We start from the raw sequence: 22300 nt of genomic DNA, 5'->3' as shown, positions 1-22300 counted from the left end.
GGCCGCCGCATCCCGCCCCACCGACCTTCCCGAGCACGAGAGCACGAGAGTCCCTCGCCATGTACGAGCTGTCCCGGGTCCGCCTCTACTCCATCGGCCCCGCCGGCGCCCGCTACGCCGACACCGTCCTGGACCTGCGCGGCGTCGGCGCCCCCGTGCCGAACCCCGCCCCCACCCAGGCGGAGTTCTTCGAGGAGGAGCCGGTCGGCCCGCCGCGCCGACCCGCCCCCGCGGGCGTGCTCTTCCTGGAGAACGGCGGCGGCAAGTCCGTCCTCCTCAAGCTCATCTTCTCGGTGATGCTCCCGGGCCACCGCAACACGCTCGGCGGCGCCAGCTCCGGCGTGCTCCGCAAGTTCCTGCTCGCCGACGACTGCGGCCACGTCGCCCTGGAGTGGCAGCACACCCTCACCGGCGAACTCGTCGTCGTCGGCAAGGTCAGCGAGTGGCGCGGCCGCCAGGTCTCCAACGACCCGCGGAAGTTCGCCGAGGCGTGGTACTCCTTCCGCCCCGGCCCCGGCCTCAGCCTGGACAACCTCCCGGTCGCCGAGGCGACCTCCGTCCGCCCCGCCGCCGAGGGCGCCTCCGGCGCCACCGGCCGCCGCCGCACCATGAAGGGCTTCCGCGACGCCCTCACCGACGCCGGCAAGGCGTACCCGCACCTCGACGTGGTGTGGGAGGAGATCCACGACCGCTGGAACGAGCACCTCGGCGAGCTGGGCCTCGACCCCGAACTCTTCCGCTACCAGCGCGAGATGAACGCCGACGAGGGCGAGGCCGCCGGCCTGTTCGCGGTCAAGAAGGACTCCGACTTCACCGACCTCCTCCTCCGCGCGGTCACCGACACCCGCGACACCGACGGCCTCGCCGACCTCGTCGGCGGCTTCGGCAACAAGCTCGGCCGCCGCGCCGAACTCACCGCCGAACGCGACTTCACCGCCGGCTCCGTCGACCTCCTGAACCGCATCGTGGACGCGGCCGGAACCCGGTCCCGCGCGCGCGAGGTGCACGCCGCCGCCGAACGCCGCACCCGGACCCTCGCCCGCCGCCTCTCCGGCCGCGCCGCCGGCGAACGGGCCCGCGCCGCCGAACTGGCCCAGCAGGTCACCTCCGCCGGCCACGCCGTCTCCGAGGCCGAGACGGCCCGCGAGCGCAGCGCCCTCATCGCCGCCGAACTCGCCTACCGGCACGCCTCCCTGGCGCTCGCCGCCGCCGAGAAGGGCGCCGCCGCCCAGCGCCGCGAGCTCATCGAGGCCCGCACCCTGCACTCCGCCTGGCAGGCCGCCGAGTCGGTGCTCCGCCACCGCGCCGCGGGCGACCGCTCCGCGCGCGTGGCCGCCGCCATCCGCGAGGCCGAGCGCGACGCCGCCCCGGCCCTCGCGGCCCGCGCCGCGGCCGCCGCCGACCTCGTACGGGCCCTCGCCGCCGCCGCCGAGGAGGGCGAGCGGCACGCCGCCGAGGAGGAGGAGCGGTCCACCGCCCTCCAGGAGGCCGGCGAGGCCGCCCACCGCGACGCCACCGCCGCCGCCACCGAGGCCCAGCGGGCCCGCAGCGAGGCCGGACACCTGCGCCAGCGCCTCGCCGAGGTCGAGCAGGAGACCGCCGAGGCCGTCCGGGCCGGCTGGCTCGACGACTCCGCCCCCGACGCCGACCCGGCCCGCGCCGCCCTCGCCGCCGCCGACGCCGAGAAGACCACCGTCGCCGCCTGGGACGCCGCCCGCGAACTGGCCCGCACCGCGAGCGAACGGGCCCGCGAGGCCGCCGCCGCCGAGTCCCGCGCCGAACTCGCCGCCGCCCGCGCCGCCGACGCCGCCGAGGCGGCCGGCAACGCCTACGACGCCGAGCGCCGCGCCGCCGAGGCCCTGGCCGCCGAGGAACGCCTCGCCGAACTCCTCGGCCTGCCCGGCTCCGGCTCCCCGCTGCCCGGCCAGCGCGCCGCCGACACCGCCGCCACCGCCGACACCGGCGACGCGACCGCCGAGAAGCCCGAACGGGCCGACGAGGACGACACCCAGGCGCCGCTCTCCGTCACCGACTTCGACCGGTACGCCGAGGAACTGCGCCGCCTCCTCGACGGGGCCGTCTCCTCCGCCGAGCGCCAGCTCTTCGAGCTGCGCACCGCCGCCGCCGACGACTCCCGCATCCTCGGCGCCCTCGGCGACGGCGGCCTGCTGCCGCCCGGCCCGGACGTCCTGGCCACCGTCGAGTTCCTCGGCGAGCACGGCATCCCCGCCCTCCCCGGCTGGCGCTACCTCGCCCAGTCCGTCGACCCCGCCGACCACGCGCGCGTGCTCGCCGCCCGCCCCGAACTCGTCGACGGCGTCGTCATCACCGACCCCGTCTCGTACGGCCGCGCCCGCGAGGCCCTCGGCTCGGCCGCCCTGCTGCCCCGCTCCGCCGTCGCCGTCGGCACCGCCGCCGCCCTCCTCGCCCCCGTACCGGCGCAGGACGCGGGCGACGACACCGGCGTCTTCCTCGTACCGCCGAACCCGGCCATGCACGACGAGCACGCCGCCGACGAGGAGCGCCAGGCGCTCCGCGCGCGTGCCGCCGCCCGCGACGAGGAGATCCGCGCGCTGGCCGCCCGGCTCGCCGGCGACCGCGCCCTCGCCGCCCGGATCGGCGCCTGGCGCGCCGACTGCCCGCCCGGCATGCTCGCCGAGCTCGCGGCCGTCGCCGCCACCGCCCGCGAGACCGCCGAGACCGCCGCCCGCACCCTCGACGAGGCCCGCGCCACGCGCGCGGAGGCCGAGGAGGCCGCCGCCGAGGCCCTCGCGGTCCGCGAGGAGCGGCAGGAGGCCGCCCAGCGCGCCCGCCGGGCCGCCGACGCCCTCGCCGGGCTCGCCTTCCGGCTCCGCGAGCGCTCCGCCTGGCAGGCCAAGCTCCGCGAACTCGCCGACGACGCCACCGAGGCCGAGGCCCGCGCCCAGACCTGTCTGGAGCGCGCGCGGGCCGCCGACGAGGACCGCCGCGCCGCCCAGCGCGCCGCCGACGACGCCCACCGCACCGCCCGCGCGCTGCGCGCCGAGCGCGCCGAGATCGCCGGCGCCCCCGAGCAGCTGCCGGAGCAGGACGCCGACGCGCCCCGCGCCGCGCTTCCCACCCTCCGCGAGGCGTACCGCGCCGCCTCCCAGGTGTACGAGAAGGTCGGCGTCGGCGCCGACCTACGCGCCGAGCAGGCCCGCGCCGAGAGCGACGAGTCCGCCGCCCTCGCCGAGCTGGACCGGCTCACCAACAAGGTCCGCACCCGCGCCGAGCAGCTCCTGGAGTCCACCGACGGCGCCGACGGCCCGTCCCGGCAGGCCGCCGCCGCCCGCGCCGAGTCCCTGGTGCAGATGCTGGAGTCCCGCGCCTCCGAGGCGAGCGAGAAGCTCGGCCGGCTCCGCGGCGAGTCCGAGCGGCTGGCCCCCGAGGACGGCGAGACCCACACCGAGCTGCCCGAGGAGCTGGTCCCGGCCGACGCCGACCGGGCGCAGGCCCTGCTGCGTACCGCGAGCGCCGAACTCGCCGCCCGCAGCGACGCCCTGGACGCGGCCCGCGCCGCCCACGCCGGGCTGCTGCGCGACCACCGGGCCGCCGAGGACGCCGCGGGCGGCTTCGACGAGACCGCCGCGCTCCTGCGCGACCTGCTGCGCGACCACGCGGAGGAGGAGCAGGAGGAGCAGGAGCCGTACCCCGGCACCCTGGAGGAGGCCAGGACGGCGGCCGGCGAGGCCCGGCGGGCGCTGCGCGCCTGCACCGCCGAACTGTCCGCCGCCGACGCGTCGGTGCGCGAGGCGAGCGACATCCTCGTCCGGCACGCCAACGCGACCCGCTACGAGCAGGTCCGCACCCCCGCCCGGCTGCAGATCCGCGAACTGCCCGCCTCCGCGCTGCCCGAGCACGCGGCCAAGTGGGCCGAGGCGTTCGCGCCCCGCCTCCGGGTCCTCACCGACGAGCTGGCCCAGCTGGAGCGCAACCGCGACTCGATCGTGGACCGGCTGCGCGGCCTGGTGGAGAGCTCGCTGGCCACCCTGCGCTCCGCCCAGCGGCTCTCCCGGCTGCCCGACGGCCTGGGGGAGTGGTCCGGCCAGGAGTTCCTGCGGATCCGCTTCGAGGAGCCGGACCAGACGACCCTCACCGAGCGCCTCGGCGAGGTCGTCGACGAGGCGACCCGGGCCGCCGTGCGGAAGAACTCCGACCTGCGTCGCGACGGCATGTCGCTGCTGCTGCGCGGGGTGCAGGCGGCGCTCGAACCCAAGGGCGTCGCCGTCGAGATCCTCAAGCCGGACGCGGTGCTGCGCGCCGAGCGGGTGCCGGTCGGGCAGATGGGCGACGTCTTCTCCGGCGGCCAGCTGCTCACCGCGGCCATCGCCCTGTACTGCACGATGGCGGCGCTGCGCTCCAACGACCGGGGCCGGGACAAGCACCGGCACGCGGGCACGCTGTTCCTGGACAACCCGATCGGCCGGGCCAACGCCACGTACCTGCTCGAACTCCAGCGGGCCGTCTCGGACGCGCTCGGCGTCCAGCTGCTGTACACGACGGGCCTGTTCGACACCACGGCGCTCGCCGAGTTCCCGCTGGTGATCCGGCTGCGCAACGACGCCGACCTGCGGGCCGGCCTGAAGTACATCAGCGTCGAGGAGCACCTCCGCCCGGGCCTGCCGCAGCCGTCCGCGGAGGGCGAGACGATCCACGGCGAGATCACCGCGACCCGGATGTTCCGCCGCCACCAGGACGAGGAGCCGCCCGCGGCGCCGTAGCGACGACCGCAGGCACGACGAAGGCCCGGACCCCGCGAGGGCCCGGGCCTTCCCGTACGTCCGGCCTTCCGGTGCGACGGCCTTCCCGTGCGTATGGCCTTCCCGTGCGTACGGGCCGCCGTCAGGCGACCCGCTCCTCCGCGACCCGCTCACGCCGCGCCGGGTAGGCGCTGCTGCTCGGCTCGGAGACCACGCCGTTGCGCTGCCGCCAGACCTGGCGGGTGATCCAGATGTCCAGCACGCTCCAGGTGGCCACCACCGTCGCGGCCACCGCCGCGATCGTCATCGGATAGGCCAGCCAGGAGCCGGTGACCGAGGTGAGGAAGGCGACGAGGGCCAGGATGATCGTCACCGAGGTGAACATCACCGCCCGCACCGCCGCGTTCCGCACCGGGTCCGGCATCCTCCGCAGTCCGCGCGTGTCCTCCACCCACAACGGACGCGCGGTCCGCGTCTCGTCATCCATGTCCTGTCACTCCCCACCGCACGACGCTCCCAGGGGTGGCTGCCCGGTTCCGGCGGTTCTACACGGCGCTCACGGCCGGGCCGCTTCCGGTCCGTCCTCGGACCGAGCGTTCCCCCGTACTTCATGACGCTCCGGACAGGGAAAAGGTTTCCCCGCTTCACCCGACATCGCGAGCGGAACGAACGATTCCAGCCATTGCGCCCAGGACGGGAAATCGCGCCCTGTCACGTGTCCTGCGCCACAGTGGCCGATCCGAACTCCTGGAATACCAGGACATCTCATGATCAACGCTCACTCGACAGGCTGAAAATCGCCCAGACAGACCTTCGAGATGGTCGCGATGCAGTAGTAGGCTCACGCCGCCGTTTGTTGAATCCGAAGGTTGACGCGCCGTGTTGACGCGGCGACACCGTTCGAGGGACCTCCGTGGCCGCGGAGACCGTACTGGGGGAGGCCATGCGCTTTCGCGGGAAGTCCATCCGCCGGAAGATCGTGGCGCTGCTCCTCGTACCGCTCGTCTCCCTCACCGGCCTCTGGGGCTTCGCCACCGTCCTCACCGGACGCGAGGCCGACCAGCTCCTCGACGTCGGCTACATCGTCGACAAGGTCGGCTACCCCATCGAGGACACGGCCCGGGTCATCCAGCTCGAACGCCGCCAGTCCCTCGTCTACCTCGCCGACCCGCGCGGCTCCGAGGCCCTCAGCCAGCTCCGCGAGGCCCGCCTCGCCACCGACCGGCAGATGGACCGGATCCGCGCCAACGCCGAGGACCCGGGCGTGCGCGAGGAGATGCGCCCCGTCACCACCCAGAAGCTCAACTCGCTCCTGGCCGCCTTCGAGGAGATCTCCTCGCTGCGCCGCTCGGTCGAGAAGCGCAGCATCGGCCGCCTCCAGGCCCTGGAGTTCTACAACCGGCTCGTCGACCCCTGCTACAGCTTCCTCGTCACCCTCCACGCGCTGGAGAACGTCGAGATGGACAAGCAGGGCCGCGCCCTCGTCGGCATCACCCGCGCCCGCGAACTCCTCTCCCGGGAGGACGCCCTCGTCCTCTCCGCGCTCGTCGCCGACCGGGTGACCGAGCAGGAGATCCGTGCCGTCTCCGACCTCGTCGCCGTCCGCAAGCAGACCTACGAGGTCAACCTCGAACTCCTCCCCGCCACCGAGCGGCAGCGCTTCGAGCAGTACTGGCGCAGCCCCGAGACCGCGGCCCTGCGCACCGCCGAGGAGGCGTTCGTCAAGGAGGGCGCGACCGAGCGGCCGCGCTCCTCGACCCCCGCCTACTGGCAGGACGAGGCCAGCCCCGTCCTCGACGAGCTGGCCCGCGAGAACACCGCCGCCGGCGACCGCTACCAGGACCGCGTCCAGCCCGCCGCGTACAGCGTGCTGCTGAAGGCGGGCGTCGCCGGCGTCCTCGGCTTCCTCGCGCTGCTCGCCTCGGTCGGCATCTCGGTCCGGATCGGCCGCTCGCTCGTCCGCGACCTGCGCCGCCTCCAGAAGGAGTCCCAGGAGGTCTCCGGAGTCCGCCTGCCCAGCGTGATGCGCCGCCTCGCCGCCGGCGAGCACGTCGACGTCGAGACCGAGGTCCCGCACCTGCGGTACGGCGAGGACGAGGTCGGCCAGGTCGGCCAGGCCCTCAACACCCTCCAGCGCGCCGCCGTCGAGGCCGCCGTCAAGCAGGCCGACATGCGCCGCGGGGTCGCCGAGGTCTTCGTCAACCTCGCCCGCCGCAACCAGGTCCTGCTCCACCGCCAGCTCACCCTGCTCGACACCATGGAGCGCCGCACCGAGGACACCGAGGAGCTCGCGGACCTCTTCCGGCTCGACCACCTCACCACCCGCATGCGCCGCCACGCCGAGGGCCTGGTGATCCTCTCCGGCGCCGCCCCCTCCCGCCAGTGGCGCAAGCCCGTGCAGCTCATGGACGTGGTCCGGGCCGCCGTCGCCGAGGTCGAGGACTACGAGCGCATCGAGGTCCGCCGGCTGCCCCGGCTCGGCGTCGGCGGCCCCGCCGTCGCCGACCTCACCCACCTCATCGCCGAACTGCTGGAGAACGCCACGGTGTTCTCGCCGCCGCACACCGCCGTCCAGGTGCTCGGCGAGCGCGTCGCCAACGGCTTCACCCTGGAGATCCACGACCGCGGCCTCGGCATGAGCGCCGACGTCCTCCTCGACGCCAACCTGCGGCTCGCCGAGACCCCCGAGTTCGAGCTCTCCGACACCGACCGCCTCGGCCTGTTCGTGGTCAGCCGGCTCGCCCAGCGGCAGAACGTCCGCGTCTCGCTCCAGACCTCCCCGTACGGCGGCACCACCGCGGTCGTCTTCATCCCGGCCGCGCTGCTCACCGACGCCCCCGAGACCCAGGGCGCGGGCTTCCGCCTGGACCGCAAGACCCTCGACCCCCGCCCCGCCGAGGGCGACGCGCACCACGCCACGGGCGGATCCCCTACGACCTCCGGGTCGGCGGCGGGCATGCTCGGCGACGCCCCGCTCCCGCAGCGCCGCCCGGCCCTCGCGCGCGTGCCCGACCTGGCGGACGAGACGGGCCCGGCCGGACACCGGCCGGTGGACGGCACCTTCGCCCCGGTCGCCGACCGGACGCTCGAACGCCCCCTGGACGGCCCGGTCGAACTGGAGCCGCCGTTCGGCCCCGAGGACATCGACGCGCTCCTCGACCGCTCCGCCGACCTCCTCGACAGCGACAGCGAGCGCGGCGGCCTCTTCCGCCCCCAGCGCCGCCGCACCGGCCTCGTCCCGGCCGGCGAGCAGCACCAGCAGGCCCCCGACCAGGCCGAAGGCCGCCGGGACGACGAGCCGGCCGGCGAGGACGACGCCCACGGCCCGCTGGCGCTGCCGCGCCGCCGCCAGCCCACCCTGGTCGTCGACCACGGGCGCCGGCTCGACGAGCCCGGCCGCGCGCACCCCGCCCCCGGCGCGGACCGCCGGACGGCGCCGCGCACCGGCCCCACGCTCGTCCCCGTACGCCCGGAAGGCACCGAGGCCCGCCCGGCTCCGGTCCCGACCGCCCCGCCGGCGGGCGAGCCGGACCCGGCCCCGTCGCTCGACGGGCTGCCGCGCCGGGTCCGCCAGGCCAGCCTCGTCCCGCAGCTCCGCGATACCGAGCAGCCGGCCGACGCCCCGGCCGGGGACCGCCCCGCCGAGCGCGGCGACACCGACGACGCCTTCGAGCGCGACGCGGAGGAGGTGCGCGCCCGCATGGCCGCCATGCAGCGCGGCTGGCAGCGCGGACGCCGGGACGGCACCGGCCCGGACGACACCACAGCACACGGAACGACACCCGAGGGGGACGGTCGATGACCGCACCGAACGCCGCAGCAAGCACCAGCAGCTCCGTCCACGGCAACGGCGAGCTGAACTGGCTCCTCGACGAGCTGGTCCAGCGCGTCGCCGCCATCCGCAAGGCCCTGGTGCTCTCCAGCGACGGCCTGCCCACCGGCGCGTCGAAGGACCTGAGCCGCGAGGACGGCGAGCACCTCGCCGCCGTCGCCTCCGGCTTCCACAGCCTCGCCAAGGGCGTCGGCCGCCACTTCGAGGCGGGCCGGGTCCGCCAGACCGTGGTCGAGCTGGAGGACGCCTTCCTCTTCGTGACCGCCGCGGGCGACGGCAGCTGCCTGGCCGTCCTGGCCGACGCCGACTCCGACGTCGGCCAGGTCGCCTACGAGATGACCCTCATGGTCAAGCGGGTCGGCACCCATCTCGGCACGGCCCCCCGGACCGGTCTGCCCACGGGAGGGTGAGCCGCCCCGCATGAGCGACGCAGCCGAGCGCGGCCGGCCGACGGCCGCCCCCCACCACTGGTACGACGACGAGGCGGGACCGGTCGTCCGTCCCTACGCGATGACCCGCGGCCGGACGAGCGCCGCCGGCCGCCACCGGCTCGACCTCATCGCCGTGGTGGTCCCCGAGCCCGCCGCCGACGACCCCGGCCGCGACCAGTCGCTCTCCCCGGAACACGTGGAGATCGTCGAACGCTGCTCCGAGCAGCCCCAGTCGATCGCCGAGCTCGCCGCCGGACTCGACCTCCCCGTCGGGGTGGTCCGGGTCCTGGTCGGCGACCTCGTCGACGAGGAACTCGTGCACGTGACCCGCCCCGTTCCGCCGGCCCAGCTGCCGGACGTGAGCATCCTCCGCGAGGTGATCAATGGCCTTCGGGCGCTCTAGCCGCACCAAGACCCCCGTCGAGCCGGTGACCCTGAAGATCCTGGTCGCGGGCGGCTTCGGGGTCGGCAAGACCACACTGGTCGGCGCGGTCAGCGAGATCAGACCGCTGCGGACCGAGGAGGTCCTCACCGAGGCCGGCCGCCCCGTGGACGACCTGCACGGTGTCGAGTCCAAGACGACCACCACGGTCGCCATGGACTTCGGCCGGATCACGCTCCGCGAGGACCTGGTCCTGTACCTGTTCGGCACCCCCGGACAGGACCGCTTCTGGTTCCTCTGGGACGAGCTGGCCCAGGGGGCGCTGGGCGCGGTGGTGCTCGCGGACACCCGCCGCCTGGAGGACAGCTTCGCCGCCATCGACTACTTCGAGCGGCGCGGCATCCCGTTCACGGTGGCCGTCAACTGCTTCGAGGGCGCCCGCCGCTACCCGACGGACACCGTCCGGGCGGCGCTCGACCTCGACCCCGAGGTCGAGCTGGTGATGTGCGACGCCCGCGACCGCGAGTCGGTCAAGAGCGTCCTCGTCGCCGTCGTCGAGCACGCCCTGGTCCTGGCGGACCGGGACCACGCGTCCGTGGCGACCTGAGCCGTACGGTCCGGTTCCCGTGGTCCGGGGCCGCCACGCGCGCGTGGCGGCCCCCGCACACCCCTCAGCGGACCGCCACCACCGCCGAACCGTGGCCGAACAGGCCCTGGTTGGCGGTGATCCCGGCCCGGGCCCCCGGCACCTGCCGGTCGCCCGCGGCGCCCCGCAGCTGCCAGGTCAGCTCGCAGACCTGGGCGATCGCCTGGGCGGGCACCGCCTCCCCGAAGGAGGCGAGCCCGCCGCTCGCGTTCACCGGCAGCGCGCCGCCGAGCCGGGTCACCCCGTCCCGGAGCAGCGTGGCGCCCTCGCCGCGCCCGCACAGGCCGATGTCCTCGTACCACTCCAGCTCCAGCGCGGTGGACAGGTCGTACACCTCGGCCAGCGACAGGTCCTCCGGCCCGAGCCCCGCCTCCTCGTACGCCGCCCGCGCGATCGAGGCCCGGAAGGCGTGCGGCGCCGGCGCCGCCGCGGTGGTCGCGTCGGTCGCGATGTCGGGGAGGTCGAGCACCGCCTTGGGGTAGGTGGGGGAGACGGTCGACACCGCCCGGATCCGCACCGGGTCCGGGTGCCCGTGCCGCCGGGCGAAGTCCAGGCTGGACAGCACCAGGGCCGCCCCGCCGTCCGAGGTCGCGCAGATGTCGAGCAGCCGCAGCGGATCGGCGACCACCGCCGAGCCGGCGACCTCCTCGGGCGTCACCGGCTTCCGGTAGCGGGCCATCGGATTGAGCGCCCCGGCCGCCGCGTTCTTCACCTTGACCCGGGCGAAGTCCTCGACGGTGTCCCCGTACAGCGCCATCCGGCGGCGGGCGTAGAGGGCGAAGTACGCCGGGTTGGTGGCGCCGAGGACCCGGAACCGCAGCCAGTCCGGATCGTCCGGCCGCTCCCCGCCGGCCGGCGCGAGGAACCCCTTGGGGGTGGCGTCCGCGCCGACGACGAGCACCGCGTCGGCCAGCCCGGCCAGGATCTGGGCCCGGGCCGCGCCGATGGCCTGGGCGCCCGAGGCGCACGCCGCGTACACGCTGGTGACCCGCGCCCCCTGCCAGCCGAGGGCCTGGGCGAAGGTCGCCCCGGCCACGTACCCCGGATAGCCGCACCGCACGGTGTCGGCCCCGACGACGGAGCCGATGTCCGACCACCGCACGCCCGCGTCGGCGAGCGCGGCGCGGGCGGCGGCGGTCCCGTACGAGACGAAGCTCCGCCCCCACTTGCCCCAGGGGTGCATCCCGGCCCCGATGACGGCGATGTCGTTCACGCGCGCGCCTCCGTCCCCACGGGCCGCCAGCGCCAGGTGGTCCAGACGTGCTCGGCGTCCTCGTTCAGGACCCCCGGCACCACCTCGACCTCGGCCCCCACCGCGAGGTCCGCCGTCCGCACCCCCGGCGCGGCCTGCCCCAGCACCACCATGCCCTCGGCGGCGAGCTCGACCGCGACGAGGACGTACGGCTCCCAGGGCGCCTCCGGGTCGGAGACGTACGGGGCGGGGGGCCGGTAGCGCCCGTCGGTGTACGACCACACCCGCCCGCGCGGCGAGAGCGGCGTCTCGTCGAGCGTGCCGTCGCGCGGGCACTCCGGGTTGCGGCAGAAGTCGTCCTCGCGCGGGAAGAACACCGCGGCGCAGGCCGAGCACCGGGTGGCGAGGAGCCGGAACTCCCCGTCCGGGACCGTGTCGTCGGTGAACCAGCCGGCCACCACCGGCCTGCGCTTCCGTGTCATGTCCGGCCCTCCCAGCGATCTGACGACCTGTCAGAAGTCTGCTGCCGAGTCTGGCACGGGCCCCCGGGACGGGGAAGACGTCAGTGCCCGGCCACCGACCGGCGCGCCACCGGGAAGTCGAAGAACGTCGAGGGGAACGGCTCCGGCCTGAACGTGAAGTGCCACCACTCCTCCGGCAGGTTCACGAACCCCTCCGCCTCCAGCACGCCCTTCAGCAGTTGCCGGTTGGCCCGCTGCACCCCCGTGATCCGCGGGTCCTCGGTGTGCGACAGCGTGTCGAAGCAGTCGTACCCGGTCCCCATGTCGACCGAGCTGTCCGGGAACCGCTCCTCGTACGGTGCGGTGCACGAGGTCAGCTCCTCGCCCGGCACGTACGCGCGCGTGCGCGCCGCCGGCAGCCGTACGACCGTCAGGTCCACCGTCGAACCCCGGCTGTGCCCGGACTTCTCCGCGATGTACCCGTCCGCGAACAGCCGCTCCTTCGCCACCAGTGGATAGAACTCCGCCTTCATCCGCTCGTCCGCCAGGTCCTCCGCCCAGCGCACGAAGTGGTCCACCGCCCGCTGCGGCCGGTAGCAGTCGTACACCTTCAGCGAGTACCCCCGCGCCAGCAGCCGGGTCTGCGCGCGGTGCAGCGCCTCCGCCGCCGGCCGGGTCAGCACGCACAGCGGCTGCCGGTACCCGTCGATCGGCTCACCCACGAAGTTGTGCGCCGTGGTGTACCGCATCTCCTGGAGGATCGTCCGGTCCACCGAGTCCAGCGCCACGAACTCCCGCGGCGCCTTCGGCTCGGGTACGGCCGCGGCGGGGGAGGCGACGGCCCCCGCGCAGGCGAGCAGCGCGGCCGCGCCCGTGACGGCGAGGGTACGGAATGCAGAGGCAAGTCCAGTCATGCGCACCGGGTCTACCAGTTCCCGCCCCGCCGGGAAAGCCTCTCGCATACGGTCCCCCCGTGACCGACACCAAGCCCGCCCTCCATTCCCACTGCTCGGCCTGCGGAGCCCGCTACCCGGCCGGCACCGCCGGCTGGCCGCGCACCTGCCCCGTCTGTGCCACCACCGCCTACCGCAACCCCCTCCCCGTCGCCGTCGCCCTCCTCCCCGTCACCTCGCCCCAGGGCACCGGCCTCCTCGCCGTCACCCGCGCCATCCACCCCGGCCACGGCGGCACCGCACTCCCCGGCGGCTTCATCGATCACGGCGAGGACTGGCACACCGCCGTCGTCCGCGAACTCCAGGAGGAGACCGGCCTGGACGCCGACCCCGGCTCCGTCCGTCTCGCCGACGTCCTGTCCTCCGCCGACCACCTCCTGGTCTTCGGCCTCCTCCCACCCGTCGAGGCGGACGCCCTCACCGCCTTCACCCCGACCCCGGAGACCTCCGCCCGCATCGTGGTCCCCGAACCGCGCGAACTGGTCTTCCCGCTCCACACCGAGGCCATGAGGAAGTGGTTCGCGGGCGCGTACGGCTGACCGTCAGTCCCACCAGAAGGTCCACTCGTCCGCCCCCACCAGGTGTTCCGCGTACGCCGTGAGGTCCTTGCAGTGCCCCTGCCACACGTTGTCGGGGCAGAAGGCGAAGTGCTCGGCCGCGAGGGGCAGCGCCTCGTCCAGGGTGGCCGGGGGAGCGGCGACGGAGAGCCGCAGGGTGGCGAACCCGACCGCGAACACCCGCACCCCGAAGCGCCGTTCCCAGTCGGCGACGACCGCGGCGATCCGCCCCGTGTCGTTCTCGTGGTTGGCCGGCCCGGACCAGCCCACGGCGGCCAGCGCCTCCGCCCCGGAGGCGGCCTCGACCAGCCCCAGGCGCGCGTCGGTCCCGAGGGACAGGAACACCTCCGCGGTCTCCGCGGCGTGCGCGTCGGGCTCCTCCGCGGGCGTCCGCCCGGGAGCGAGCCCCGGCCAGACCGCCCCGTAGGGGGCGGTGACGGCGAGCCGCTCCTCGGCGGAGAGGGGGTCGTCCTCCTCGTCGACCGAGGTGCACCCCTCCCACCACGCAGCGAGGAGGGCCGCCGGATCGTGCGCGGCGGGCCGGGACGACTCCTCCGGGTACAGCTCCCCCGACGCCCACGGCCGGAAGCCCCGCTCCCCGTCCAGCGGTTCGAGCAGCAGCGGCCACAGTCCGGTCCGCGCGTGCGCGGCCCGTATCCGCCCCCACGACCCGAACGGCGCGGGTCCGTCGCTCAACCACAACGGCGCCGTCCCGCCGTCCCCCTCGCCGACCGTCACCACGCGGCCGGCGGGAAGCCGGATGTCCTCGTCCATGAGGGATTCCAGATGCATGTCCCGGATGCTAGGCGGCGGGTCCGACAACGCCGCCCGCCCTCACACCCGGCTCCGTCCTCGCACCCGGCTCCGCCCTCACACCCCGCCCCGCACCCGCACCGGCAGCTCCGGCTCCACCGGCCCCTCGTCCGTCACCCGCTCCACCACGACCCGGCCGTCCACGAGCCGCGACTGGTAGCGCTCGATCTCCGCCGGCTCCCAGCCGTCGCCGGTGTCCCGGACGACGAGCCCCCCGCCCGTCCGGCCCGCCGCGGGCGCCCACACCTCCAGCGCCGGCCGACCGTCCTCGCCGCGCACCGGCAGCACCGCGCCCGCCCGGGCCAGCACCGGCACGCGCGCGAGGGGCGCGTCGAGCAGCACCTGCCCGGGCCCCTCGTACGCCGCGCCGGTCGCCGTGTCGTACCAGCGGCCGCGCGGCAGCCGCACCGCCCGCCGGTCCGCCCCCCGGTGCAGCACGGGCGCCACCAGCAGGGCGTCGCCGAGCAGGAACGAGTCCTCGCACTCCCGCAGGACCCGGTCCTCGGGCGTCCCCCACCACACCGGCCGCGCGTAGGGCGCGCCGGTCATCCGCGCGAGCCGGGCCAGGGTCACGAAGTACGGGTGCAGGCGCTCCCGCTCGGCCAGCGCCACGCGCGCGTGCTCCAGCACCTCCGGCCCGAACTCCCACGGCTCCCGCCGGCCCGCGTCCAGCGCCGCGTGCGTCCGGAACAGCGGCAGCCAGGCACCCAGCTGGAACCAGCGCAGGAACAGCTCCGGCGACGGACTCCCGTCGAAACCGCCCACGTCCGGCCCCGAGTACGGCACCCCGCACAGCCCGAGCCCCAGGACCAGCGCCAGCGAGGCCCGCAGCCCCGGCCAGCCGGTGGCCACGTCGCCGGACCAGGTGCCCCCGTACCGCTGCATCCCCGCCCACCCCGAGCGCGTGAACAAGAACGGGCGCTCCTCGGGACGCAGCCGCCGCAGCCCCTCGTACCCGGCCCGGGCCATCAGCAGCCCGTACACGTTGTGCGCCTCCCGGTGGTCGCCGCCCCGCCCGTCCAGGTGGTGCCGGGCCGACCGGGGGAGCGTCGGGTCGCCGAACGCCGCGAACGACACCGGCTCGTTCATGTCGTGCCACATGCCGGAGAACCCCTGCCGCAGCCGCTCCTCGTACAGGCCGCCCCACCACTCCCGCACCGCCGGATCGGTGAAGTCGGGGAAGGCGCACTCCCCGGGCCACACCACCCCCCGTACCTCCGCGCCCCGCGCGTCCCGCACGAACGCCCCGGCCGCCCGCCCCTCCTCGTACAGCACGTTCCCCGGCTCGGCCGCGACCGCCGGGTCCACGATCGACACCAGCCGCACGCCCTCCCCGCGCAGCTCCTCCGCGAGCCCCGGCAGATCGGGGAACCGCTCCCGGTCCACCGTGAACACCCGGTGCCGGTCCAGATGGTCGATGTCCAGGTGCACCACCGACAGCGGAAGCCCCCGCTCGCGGTAGCCGGCCACGACCCGCCGCACCTCCGCCGCGCTCCCGAACCCCCAGCGCGCGTGCTGCGGCCCCAGCGCCCACGCGGGCGGCAGCGCCGGCGCCCCGGTCAGCGCCGCCCAGTTGTGCAGCACGCGCGCGGGGGTCCCGACGACCACCCAGCACCGCAGCGGCCCGCCCTCCATCCGCACCTCGCTGGTGCCCGGCCGGTCGTGCCCCGACCCGGCCCCCTCCTCGCCCTCCGCGAGGGTCACCCGCCCGTCCCAGGAGTTGTCGTGGAAGGCCAGGTGCGTCCCCGCGTCCGCGACCACGAACTGCACCGGCATCGTCAGGTACAGCGGATCGTCGTCCGGCCCGAACCGCCCCTTGGGGTCCGTGTTCCACAGCCGGTACGAGCCGTCCCGCAGCCGCGGCCCCGAGGCCCGCCCGCCGAGCCCGAAGAACCGCGCGTCCGCCGGCACCTCGGCCCGCTGCGCCCACCGCGACGGCCCCCCGCCCACCGGCTCCCACCAGCGCGGCGGCAGATCACGCCGCAGCATCACCCCGCCGGGCGTGCGGATCTCCACCGCCCCGTGCCGCGACACCGCCACCGTCACCCGCTCCGACACGACCCGCCAGCCGCCGTCCGTGTCCGGTTCCAGGACCGCCCGGGGGTCCGGCTCGGGCGCCGGGCCCGCCAGCGCGTACGACGGTTCCGGCTCCGCCCCGTCCCACCCCCAGAACACCGTGCCGCCCGCCGACACGCACACCCGCAGCGACGACCGGGCGAACCGGACGATCCCCCCGCCCGGCAGCGCCTCCGCCCCGTCCGCGGGACCCGGCACCCGGGCCCGCTCCGCCCCCCGCGGCGGCAGCGCCGCTGCGTCCGCCCGCCGCTGCCGCCACGCCGCCCGTACCGTCCTGAGCCCCTGCACCGAACCGAACACCCTCACCGAACGCACCAGTCCACGACCGTCCATGAGGCTCACCCTGCCACCCACCAGCGGCTTCACGAGCCCCGTTCAACTGCCGTTCACCCGTGGTGGGAGCACATGTTCAACCGGCCGACCACGGGCGGGCGGCCCTGGTGCGAAAGCCGCTCCCATGGCATCGTCCTGTCAGCCGCGTCACGCGCACACCCCCGCACGTGCGCGCGACACACGCCGACCCGCGTACAGCCAGGGAGCCACCCGATGACATCTGCGCCGACCGAGCCGACCGAGCCGCTCTGGCAGCCGGACGAGGAGCGCATCGCCCACGCCGCCGTCACCCGCTTCCAGGCGTGGGCCGCCGAGCACCACGGCGCACCCGCCGACGGCGGGTACCCGGCGCTGCACCGCTGGTCCGTCGACGAGCTGGAGACCTTCTGGCAGGCCGTCGCCGAATGGTTCGACGTCCGCTTCTCCACCCCCTACGCGCGCGTGCTGGGCGACCGCTCCATGCCGGGCGCCGACTGGTTCCCCGGCGCCACCCTCAACTACGCCGAGCACGCCCTGCGCGCCGCCGCCGACCGCCCCCAGGACACCGCGCTCCTCCACGTCGACGAGACGCACGAGCCGGCCCCGATCACCTGGGCCGAGCTCCGCCGCCAGGTCGGCTCGCTCGCCGCCGAGCTGCGCGCCCTCGGCGTCCGCCCCGGCGACCGCGTCAGCGGCTACCTGCCGAACGTCCCGCAGGCCGTCGTCGCCCTGCTCGCCACCGCCGCCGTCGGCGGCGTCTGGACGTCCTGCGCCCCCGACTTCGGCGCCCGCTCCGTCCTCGACCGCTTCCAGCAGGTCGAGCCGGTCGTCCTCTTCACCGTCGACGGCTACCGCTACGGCGGCAAGCAGCACGACCGCCGCGACACCGTCGCCGAGCTCCGCGCCGAACTCCCCACCCTGCGCGCCGTCGTCCACATCCCGCTCCTCGGCACCCCCGCCCCCGACGGCGCCCTCGACTGGGCCGACCTCGTCGCCGCCGACGTGGAACCGGTCTTCGAGCAGGTCCCGTTCGCCCACCCCCTGTGGGTCCTGTACTCCTCTGGCACCACGGGCCTGCCGAAGGCGATCGTCCAGTCCCAGGGCGGCATCCTCGTCGAGCACCTCAAGCAGCTGGGCCTCCACTGCGACCTGGGCCCCGAGGACGTCTTCTTCTGGTACACCTCCACCGGCTGGATGATGTGGAACTTCCTCGTCTCCGGCCTTCTCACCGGCACCACCGTCGTGCTGTACGACGGCAGCCCCGGCTACCCGGACACCGGCGCCCAGTGGCGCGTCGCCGAGCGCACCGGCGCCACCCTGTACGGCACCTCCGCCGCCTACGTGATGGCCTGCGCCAAGGCCGACGTGCACCCCGGCCGCGACTTCGACCTGTCCGCCGTGCGGTGCGTCGCCACCACCGGCTCCCCGCTGCCGCCCGACGGCTTCCGCTGGCTCCACGACGAGGTCCGCGCGGACCTGTGGATCGCCAGCGTCAGCGGCGGCACCGACGTCTGCTCCTGCTTCGCCGGAGCCGTCCCCACCCTGCCCGTGCACATCGGCGAGCTCCAGGCCGCCGGCCTGGGCACCGACCTCCAGTCCTGGGACCCGTCCGGCAAGCCCGTCGTCGGCGAGGTCGGCGAGCTCGTCGTCACCAACCCCATGCCGTCCATGCCGATCCACTTCTGGAACGACCCCGACGGCAGCCGCTACCACGACAGCTACTTCGAGATGTTCCCCGGCGTGTGGCGGCACGGCGACTGGATCACGATCACCGACCGCGGCTCGGTCGTCATCCACGGCCGCTCCGACTCCACCCTCAACCGCCAGGGCGTCCGGATGGGAAGCGCCGATATCTACGAGGCGGTGGAGCGGCTCCCCGAGATCCGGGAATCCCTCGTCATCGGCCTGGAGGAACCGGACGGCGGCTACTGGATGCCCCTCTTCGTCCACCTCGCGGACGGCGCCGCCCTCGACGACGACCTGATCGCCCGGATCAGGACCACGATCCGCACCGAACTGTCGCCGCGCCACGTCCCCGACGAGATCATCGAGGTCCCGGGCATCCCGCACACCCTCACCGGCAAGCGCATCGAGGTCCCGGTGAAGCGCCTCCTCCAGGGCACCGCCCTGGAGAAGGCCGTCAACGCGGGCTCCGTCGACAACCTCGACCTCCTGCGTTTCTACGAGTCCCTCGCGGCCGTCCGCCGCGGCTGACACGGAAAGGGGCGCCCCCCGCGGGGGCGCCCCTCCCTCAGGACCGGCTCAGCCGGGCAGCTGACCGGCCCGCGCCACCGCGGCCTTGGTGAGCACCGCCGTCTCGCTCAGCACCGTCCCGGCCGGCCCGGCGTCCGAGCCCGCGACGAGCACCGTCCGCTCCCCGAGGAAGGCGGAGGTGGACCGGTCGAAGACCCACTGGGTCCGCTCCCCGCCGGAGGTACGGGCCACGGCCACGCCCTCCCGGCCCGCCGCGTCCCGCGCGGACGACACCACCACGACCCCGGGGATCCGCGCGGCCGCCTCGAACAGCGCGGCCGTCACCTTCGGCGGCGCCCAGGTCTCGGCCAGCAGCGTCCCGATCGCGCCGAACGCCCGCTGGTCCGCGTCCCCGCCGCCGGTACGGGTCTGCTCCCGCACCAGCCGCAGCAGCGCGTCGGCATCGGTCGGCAGCCCCGCCACGAAGGCGTGCGTCGGAGCGGTCACCGAAGCCTCCGACGGCTCCAGGACCGTCCGCCGCGGCTCGGCGCCCGGGTGCTCCAGCTCGTACACGGGCAGCCTCGGCGACAGCTCCTGATCGGCGGACCCCGCCTCCCGTACGAGCCCGGCCCGGCTGCCGTCCGCCGACAGCCACACCTGGCGCCGGTGCGCGGGCTCCACGACGGCGGCCCCGCCACCGGCGGGACGCCCGGCCCGGGACACCAGGCTCTCCACGTACACGAACTCCTCCGGGCGCGCGTCCGGCGCCGGCGCGGAGGCGGCGGCGAGCGCGGCCCGCGACAGCACCGCGGAGGCGCCCTCCGCCCGCACCGCCGGGCGGTCGCGCGGCTCCGGGGGAGCGGTCACCAGCACCGCGCCGGCCGCGATGCCGCACACCACGGCGGGCACGGCGAACCGCACGGCCTTCCGGGTCCACCACGCCGCCGGACGCGCGGGCCGCGCCGACGCCATCAGCGTCCGCCGCAGCTCCCGCCGCCGCTCCGGCGCGAACTCCGGCACCGGCGGCGGGGGCAGCAGCTCCGTCAGCTCGGTGAGCAGCGCGTCCTGAGGACGGGGTCGGGGATCGATGTCGTTCATGCCGGCTTCTCCGGTGAGGTTCGGGGGACGAGGACGGTACGGCCCGCAGGCACGGGCACGGGCACGGGCACGGTCGCGGCGGCGCCGGGCGCCGGGGCTGGTGCGGGACCGGCGGCGAGGCCGGCGGCGGGACCGGCGGCAGGACTGGCGATGGTCCCGGCCGCGGGGCCGGAGCCGGGGGGCCCGGAGGCTCCGCCGTCCGCCCTTCGGCCGCGCCGGCGCCGCCCGGAGCGCAGCTCCGCCTCCGCGAGCGTCCGCAGCCGCTCCCGTGCCCGGGAGAGCCGGGACCGCACGGTGCCGACGGGGATGCCCAGCGCCTCGCCCGCCGTGGCGTAGTCGAGGCCGGCCCACACGACGAGGCCGAAGACCTCGCGCTCCCGGCGCCGGAGCCGGCCGAGGGCCACCCGCGCGGCCCGGAGCCGTTCCTCGTCGGCGAGCCGCGAGGCCACCGCGTCGCTGAAGTCCGGCAGCACCCCGCTGTCGGGCATCCGCGCCAGCGCCGCGTCACGCCGCCGTGCCTCCCGCGCGGCCCCGCGCAGGACATTGGTCGCGATCCCGAGCAGCCACGGCCTCAGGCTCCCGCCCTCCGCGTGGACCTTGCCCCGGCAGCGCCATGCCTCCAGGAAGGTCGCGGACACGACGTCCTCGGCCGCGGCGCGGTCGCCGCACATGCGGTACGCGTACTGGAACAGCACCCGTGCGTGCGCGTCGTACGCCTCACCGAGCGCCGAGGGATCCCCGGCCCGGAAACGTTCTCTCATTTCTGGTTCCACACCGGGTACTGACCGCCGGTTCGCCCGGGTTCCCGTGACCCGCACCACACCGCACACCCGGCCCGGCACCCGCTGTGTCCCAGGTCACGGGAACTCCGGCCGCCCGGCGCCCAGTTCCCTGCATGAACGACACAGCGACGACTGAATCCAGTATCCGATCTACGGGATCCACGATCCGACGTACTGGATCCACGATCCGATCTACCGGATCCACGATCCAGAAGACTGGATCCTGGATCCGGCCCACCCTCCGCACCCTCGCCCTCGCCACCGCCCTCACCGCCACGGCCCTCACCGTCCCGCCCCTCGCCCTGGCCTCCACCGCCCCGGACCAGACGGTCACCCTGACCATCCGCCACCTCGACCGCACCGGCGCCGCGGCCTCCGCCTACGCGACCCAGGTGACCGGGATCTCCGGCCCGGGCCGGGACGTCCAGGAGAACGTCCACGACCCTTCCGGCACCGTCACGCTCCGCCTGCCCAAGGGCCGTTACCTCCTCGGCTCGGAGGTGTACCCCCAGTACAAGGGCGCCGGCACCGACTGGCTCGTCCAGCCCCGTCTCGACCTCGACCACGACACGACCGTGACCGTCGACGCCCGCACCACGTCCCCGATCGACGTGCGCCCGCCCGAGGCAGGCGCCGAACCCCGGCACGCGATGTCGTTCGTCGAGGTCAGCCACGACGGACAGACGCGCTCCCTGAACCTGATGTCCTCGGCGACCGGCCTGCGCGTGGCCCACCTCGGTCCCGCCGCCGAACCCGGCTCCGTGACGGCCACCTTCGACGGCTACTGGATCGGCGAGCGGGCCGACTACGGCCTCGGCTACCGCTTCACCTCCGGCCGCGCCCTCACCGGCTTCGTCCGCAGGCCCGCCGCCGACGACCTGGCCACCCTCAAGGCCCGCGCGGCCGACCGGGACGGCGCCGGCGGCTTCGGCTCCGCCGCGATCCAGCCGTCCGACGGCACCACCGTCAGCCTCACCACCGAGCTCGCCCGCACCGGCACCGCGACCTTCCACGTCACCCCCGAACGCGGCACCTGGGACCTCGCGTACAGCACACCGGGCACGCCCGAGGCGCCGTCCAACCTGTACGAGGCGGAGGAGCTCCCGGTCCGCGCAGGCGCCACCCTCACCCACACCTTCGACAACGCCGTGCTCGGCCCGGCCCTCGACGAGGACCCCGACGCGCCGCCCGCGGGCGTCCGCGACGGCGACCGGCTCGCCCTCGACCTGCCGCTGCTCGCCGACGGCGACGGGCACGCCCCCTCCGACCCGGTCTTCCGGTCGGCCGCCACCACCCTCCACCGGGACGGCGTCCTCGTCGGCACCCACCGGGGCGCCCCGGGCCGGGCCTCCTTCACGCTCGCCACCGCCGACCGGGCCCGCTACCGGCTCACCGCCACCGCCCTCCACGGCTCCGGCACGCGCGCGGGGCGCACCACCGCCGTCTGGAGCTTCGACTCCGCGGCGACCGCCACCCCCACCGCGCTCCCGCTGAGCGTTGTCCGCTTCACCCCGCCGCTCGCCCTCGACGGCACCGCCCCCGCCGGCACCGACCTCCGCGTCCCGGTCACCGTCCAGGGCCCCGCCGCCGGCCAGGGTCTGCGCTCCCTCCGCGTCCGCGTCTCCGTCGACGGAGGCACCACCTGGAACGACACCCCGGTCACGGACGGCGCCGTCGTGATCCGCAACCCCGCCCCGGGAGGCACCGTCTCGCTGCGCGCCGAACTCACCGACACGGCGGGCAACACCCTCGACCAGACCCTCGGCCACGCCTACCGCACCCGCTGACTCCACCCGCCCACGCGCGCGGGTGGCCCCCCCCCCCGCCCGTGCCCGCCCCCGCGCCCGCGCG

At 75.7% G+C, this 22300-nt stretch carries 16 protein-coding genes; 8 read left to right on the top strand and 8 right to left on the bottom strand.

What is annotated here, in order from left to right; all coding sequences use genetic code 11:
* Nucleotides 1–59 precede the first annotated feature (59 nt).
* Nucleotides 60–4742, top strand: coding sequence for a hypothetical protein (locus ACFW1I_RS26135; RefSeq protein ID WP_384674357.1), 4683 nt, complete (start codon nucleotides 60–62; stop codon nucleotides 4740–4742).
* 121 nt (nucleotides 4743–4863) lie between these two features.
* Here the strand turns inward: ACFW1I_RS26135 and ACFW1I_RS26130 are convergent, their stop codons facing one another.
* A complete protein-coding gene (locus tag ACFW1I_RS26130; protein ID WP_384674355.1) occupies nucleotides 4864–5208 on the bottom strand; it encodes a hypothetical protein in 345 nt (114 codons plus the stop codon).
* A 456-nt stretch (nucleotides 5209–5664) separates the two neighbouring features.
* Between ACFW1I_RS26130 and ACFW1I_RS26125 the strand changes: the two genes are divergently transcribed.
* The 4 genes from ACFW1I_RS26125 to ACFW1I_RS26110 are packed head-to-tail and all read left to right on the top strand — an operon-like array spanning nucleotide 5665 to nucleotide 9973.
* A complete protein-coding gene (locus ACFW1I_RS26125; RefSeq protein ID WP_384674386.1) occupies nucleotides 5665–8523 on the top strand; it encodes a nitrate- and nitrite sensing domain-containing protein in 2859 nt (952 codons plus the stop codon).
* Complete coding sequence (locus tag ACFW1I_RS26120; protein ID WP_384674352.1) at nucleotides 8520–8963, top strand: roadblock/LC7 domain-containing protein; 444 nt, start codon at nucleotides 8520–8522, stop codon at nucleotides 8961–8963. The genes ACFW1I_RS26125 and ACFW1I_RS26120 overlap by 4 nt, the downstream gene beginning before the upstream one ends.
* Before the next feature lie 10 nt (nucleotides 8964–8973).
* A complete protein-coding gene (locus ACFW1I_RS26115) occupies nucleotides 8974–9387 on the top strand; it encodes a DUF742 domain-containing protein (RefSeq protein ID WP_030493686.1) in 414 nt (137 codons plus the stop codon).
* The gene (locus ACFW1I_RS26110; RefSeq protein WP_384674349.1) at nucleotides 9368–9973 is read left to right on the top strand and encodes an ATP/GTP-binding protein; all 606 of its coding nucleotides are present in this window, start codon (nucleotides 9368–9370) and stop codon (nucleotides 9971–9973) included. The genes ACFW1I_RS26115 and ACFW1I_RS26110 overlap by 20 nt, the downstream gene beginning before the upstream one ends.
* A 64-nt stretch (nucleotides 9974–10037) precedes the next feature.
* Here ACFW1I_RS26110 and ACFW1I_RS26105 read toward each other — a convergent pair whose 3' ends face one another.
* The 3 genes from ACFW1I_RS26105 to ACFW1I_RS26095 form a co-directional block, all read right to left on the bottom strand.
* The gene (locus tag ACFW1I_RS26105; RefSeq protein WP_384674346.1) at nucleotides 10038–11225 is read right to left on the bottom strand and encodes a lipid-transfer protein; all 1188 of its coding nucleotides are present in this window, start codon (nucleotides 11223–11225) and stop codon (nucleotides 10038–10040) included.
* A complete protein-coding gene (locus tag ACFW1I_RS26100; protein ID WP_384674343.1) occupies nucleotides 11222–11686 on the bottom strand; it encodes a Zn-ribbon domain-containing OB-fold protein in 465 nt (154 codons plus the stop codon). The genes ACFW1I_RS26105 and ACFW1I_RS26100 overlap by 4 nt, the downstream gene beginning before the upstream one ends.
* 80 nt (nucleotides 11687–11766) lie before the next feature.
* A complete protein-coding gene (locus ACFW1I_RS26095) occupies nucleotides 11767–12579 on the bottom strand; it encodes a M15 family metallopeptidase (RefSeq protein ID WP_384674341.1) in 813 nt (270 codons plus the stop codon).
* On the opposite strand from ACFW1I_RS26095, the gene ACFW1I_RS26090 reads away from it, so the two are divergent.
* Nucleotides 12558–13157: an NUDIX domain-containing protein gene (locus tag ACFW1I_RS26090; protein WP_384674338.1), complete on the top strand. Its 600-nt coding sequence runs from the start codon at nucleotides 12558–12560 to the stop codon at nucleotides 13155–13157. The genes ACFW1I_RS26095 and ACFW1I_RS26090 overlap by 22 nt on opposite strands.
* Before the next feature lie 3 nt (nucleotides 13158–13160).
* Here the strand turns inward: ACFW1I_RS26090 and ACFW1I_RS26085 are convergent, their stop codons facing one another.
* Nucleotides 13161–13967 carry a DUF4253 domain-containing protein gene (locus tag ACFW1I_RS26085; RefSeq protein ID WP_384674335.1) on the bottom strand — a complete coding sequence of 269 codons (807 nt, stop codon included), beginning with the start codon at nucleotides 13965–13967 and terminating at the stop codon, nucleotides 13161–13163.
* 78 nt (nucleotides 13968–14045) lie between these two features.
* Nucleotides 14046–16397 carry a glycoside hydrolase family 31 protein gene (locus tag ACFW1I_RS26080; RefSeq protein WP_384674332.1) on the bottom strand — a complete coding sequence of 784 codons (2352 nt, stop codon included), beginning with the start codon at nucleotides 16395–16397 and terminating at the stop codon, nucleotides 14046–14048.
* A 213-nt stretch (nucleotides 16398–16610) separates the two neighbouring features.
* Between ACFW1I_RS26080 and ACFW1I_RS26075 the strand changes: the two genes are divergently transcribed.
* Nucleotides 16611–18590 carry an acetoacetate--CoA ligase gene (locus ACFW1I_RS26075; RefSeq protein ID WP_384674329.1) on the top strand — a complete coding sequence of 660 codons (1980 nt, stop codon included), beginning with the start codon at nucleotides 16611–16613 and terminating at the stop codon, nucleotides 18588–18590.
* A gap of 48 nt (nucleotides 18591–18638) precedes the next feature.
* Here the strand turns inward: ACFW1I_RS26075 and ACFW1I_RS26070 are convergent, their stop codons facing one another.
* The gene (locus ACFW1I_RS26070) at nucleotides 18639–19667 is read right to left on the bottom strand and encodes a CU044_5270 family protein (protein WP_384674326.1); all 1029 of its coding nucleotides are present in this window, start codon (nucleotides 19665–19667) and stop codon (nucleotides 18639–18641) included.
* The gene (locus ACFW1I_RS26065; protein WP_384674323.1) at nucleotides 19664–20428 is read right to left on the bottom strand and encodes an RNA polymerase sigma factor; all 765 of its coding nucleotides are present in this window, start codon (nucleotides 20426–20428) and stop codon (nucleotides 19664–19666) included. The genes ACFW1I_RS26070 and ACFW1I_RS26065 overlap by 4 nt, the downstream gene beginning before the upstream one ends.
* Before the next feature lie 134 nt (nucleotides 20429–20562).
* On the opposite strand from ACFW1I_RS26065, the gene ACFW1I_RS26060 reads away from it, so the two are divergent.
* On the top strand, nucleotides 20563–22236 hold the full coding sequence (locus tag ACFW1I_RS26060; RefSeq protein ID WP_384674320.1) for a serine protease: 1674 nt from the start codon (nucleotides 20563–20565) through the stop codon (nucleotides 22234–22236).
* The last annotated feature ends 64 nt before the right edge of the window (nucleotides 22237–22300 follow it).

This window comes from Streptomyces sp. NPDC058955, assembly GCF_042741435.1.
GTDB lineage: Bacteria > Actinomycetota > Actinomycetes > Streptomycetales > Streptomycetaceae > Streptomyces.
The sequence above is the reverse complement of the archived record's forward strand: the minus strand, read 5'-3'. Positions and strand labels throughout refer to the sequence as shown.

Bases quoted from the DNA above. Each gene is read 5' to 3' on its own strand.
- ACFW1I_RS26095 (WP_384674341.1), bottom strand. From the start codon at position 12,579: ATGACTGGACTTGCCTCTGCATTCCGTACCCTCGCCGTCACGGGCGCG.
- ACFW1I_RS26075 (WP_384674329.1), top strand. From the start codon at position 16,611: ATGACATCTGCGCCGACCGAGCCGACCGAGCCGCTCTGGCAGCCGGAC.
- ACFW1I_RS26090 (WP_384674338.1), top strand. From the start codon at position 12,558: ATGCAGAGGCAAGTCCAGTCATGCGCACCGGGTCTACCAGTTCCCGCC.
- ACFW1I_RS26125 (WP_384674386.1), top strand. From the start codon at position 5,665: ATGCGCTTTCGCGGGAAGTCCATCCGCCGGAAGATCGTGGCGCTGCTC.
- ACFW1I_RS26060 (WP_384674320.1), top strand. From the start codon at position 20,563: ATGAACGACACAGCGACGACTGAATCCAGTATCCGATCTACGGGATCC.
- ACFW1I_RS26120 (WP_384674352.1), top strand. From the start codon at position 8,520: ATGACCGCACCGAACGCCGCAGCAAGCACCAGCAGCTCCGTCCACGGC.
- ACFW1I_RS26100 (WP_384674343.1), bottom strand. From the start codon at position 11,686: ATGACACGGAAGCGCAGGCCGGTGGTGGCCGGCTGGTTCACCGACGAC.
- ACFW1I_RS26130 (WP_384674355.1), bottom strand. From the start codon at position 5,208: ATGGATGACGAGACGCGGACCGCGCGTCCGTTGTGGGTGGAGGACACG.
- ACFW1I_RS26070 (WP_384674326.1), bottom strand. From the start codon at position 19,667: ATGAACGACATCGATCCCCGACCCCGTCCTCAGGACGCGCTGCTCACC.
- ACFW1I_RS26110 (WP_384674349.1), top strand. From the start codon at position 9,368: ATGGCCTTCGGGCGCTCTAGCCGCACCAAGACCCCCGTCGAGCCGGTG.
- ACFW1I_RS26065 (WP_384674323.1), bottom strand. From the start codon at position 20,428: ATGAGAGAACGTTTCCGGGCCGGGGATCCCTCGGCGCTCGGTGAGGCG.
- ACFW1I_RS26080 (WP_384674332.1), bottom strand. From the start codon at position 16,397: ATGGACGGTCGTGGACTGGTGCGTTCGGTGAGGGTGTTCGGTTCGGTG.
- ACFW1I_RS26135 (WP_384674357.1), top strand. From the start codon at position 60: ATGTACGAGCTGTCCCGGGTCCGCCTCTACTCCATCGGCCCCGCCGGC.
- ACFW1I_RS26115 (WP_030493686.1), top strand. From the start codon at position 8,974: ATGAGCGACGCAGCCGAGCGCGGCCGGCCGACGGCCGCCCCCCACCAC.
- ACFW1I_RS26085 (WP_384674335.1), bottom strand. From the start codon at position 13,967: ATGCATCTGGAATCCCTCATGGACGAGGACATCCGGCTTCCCGCCGGC.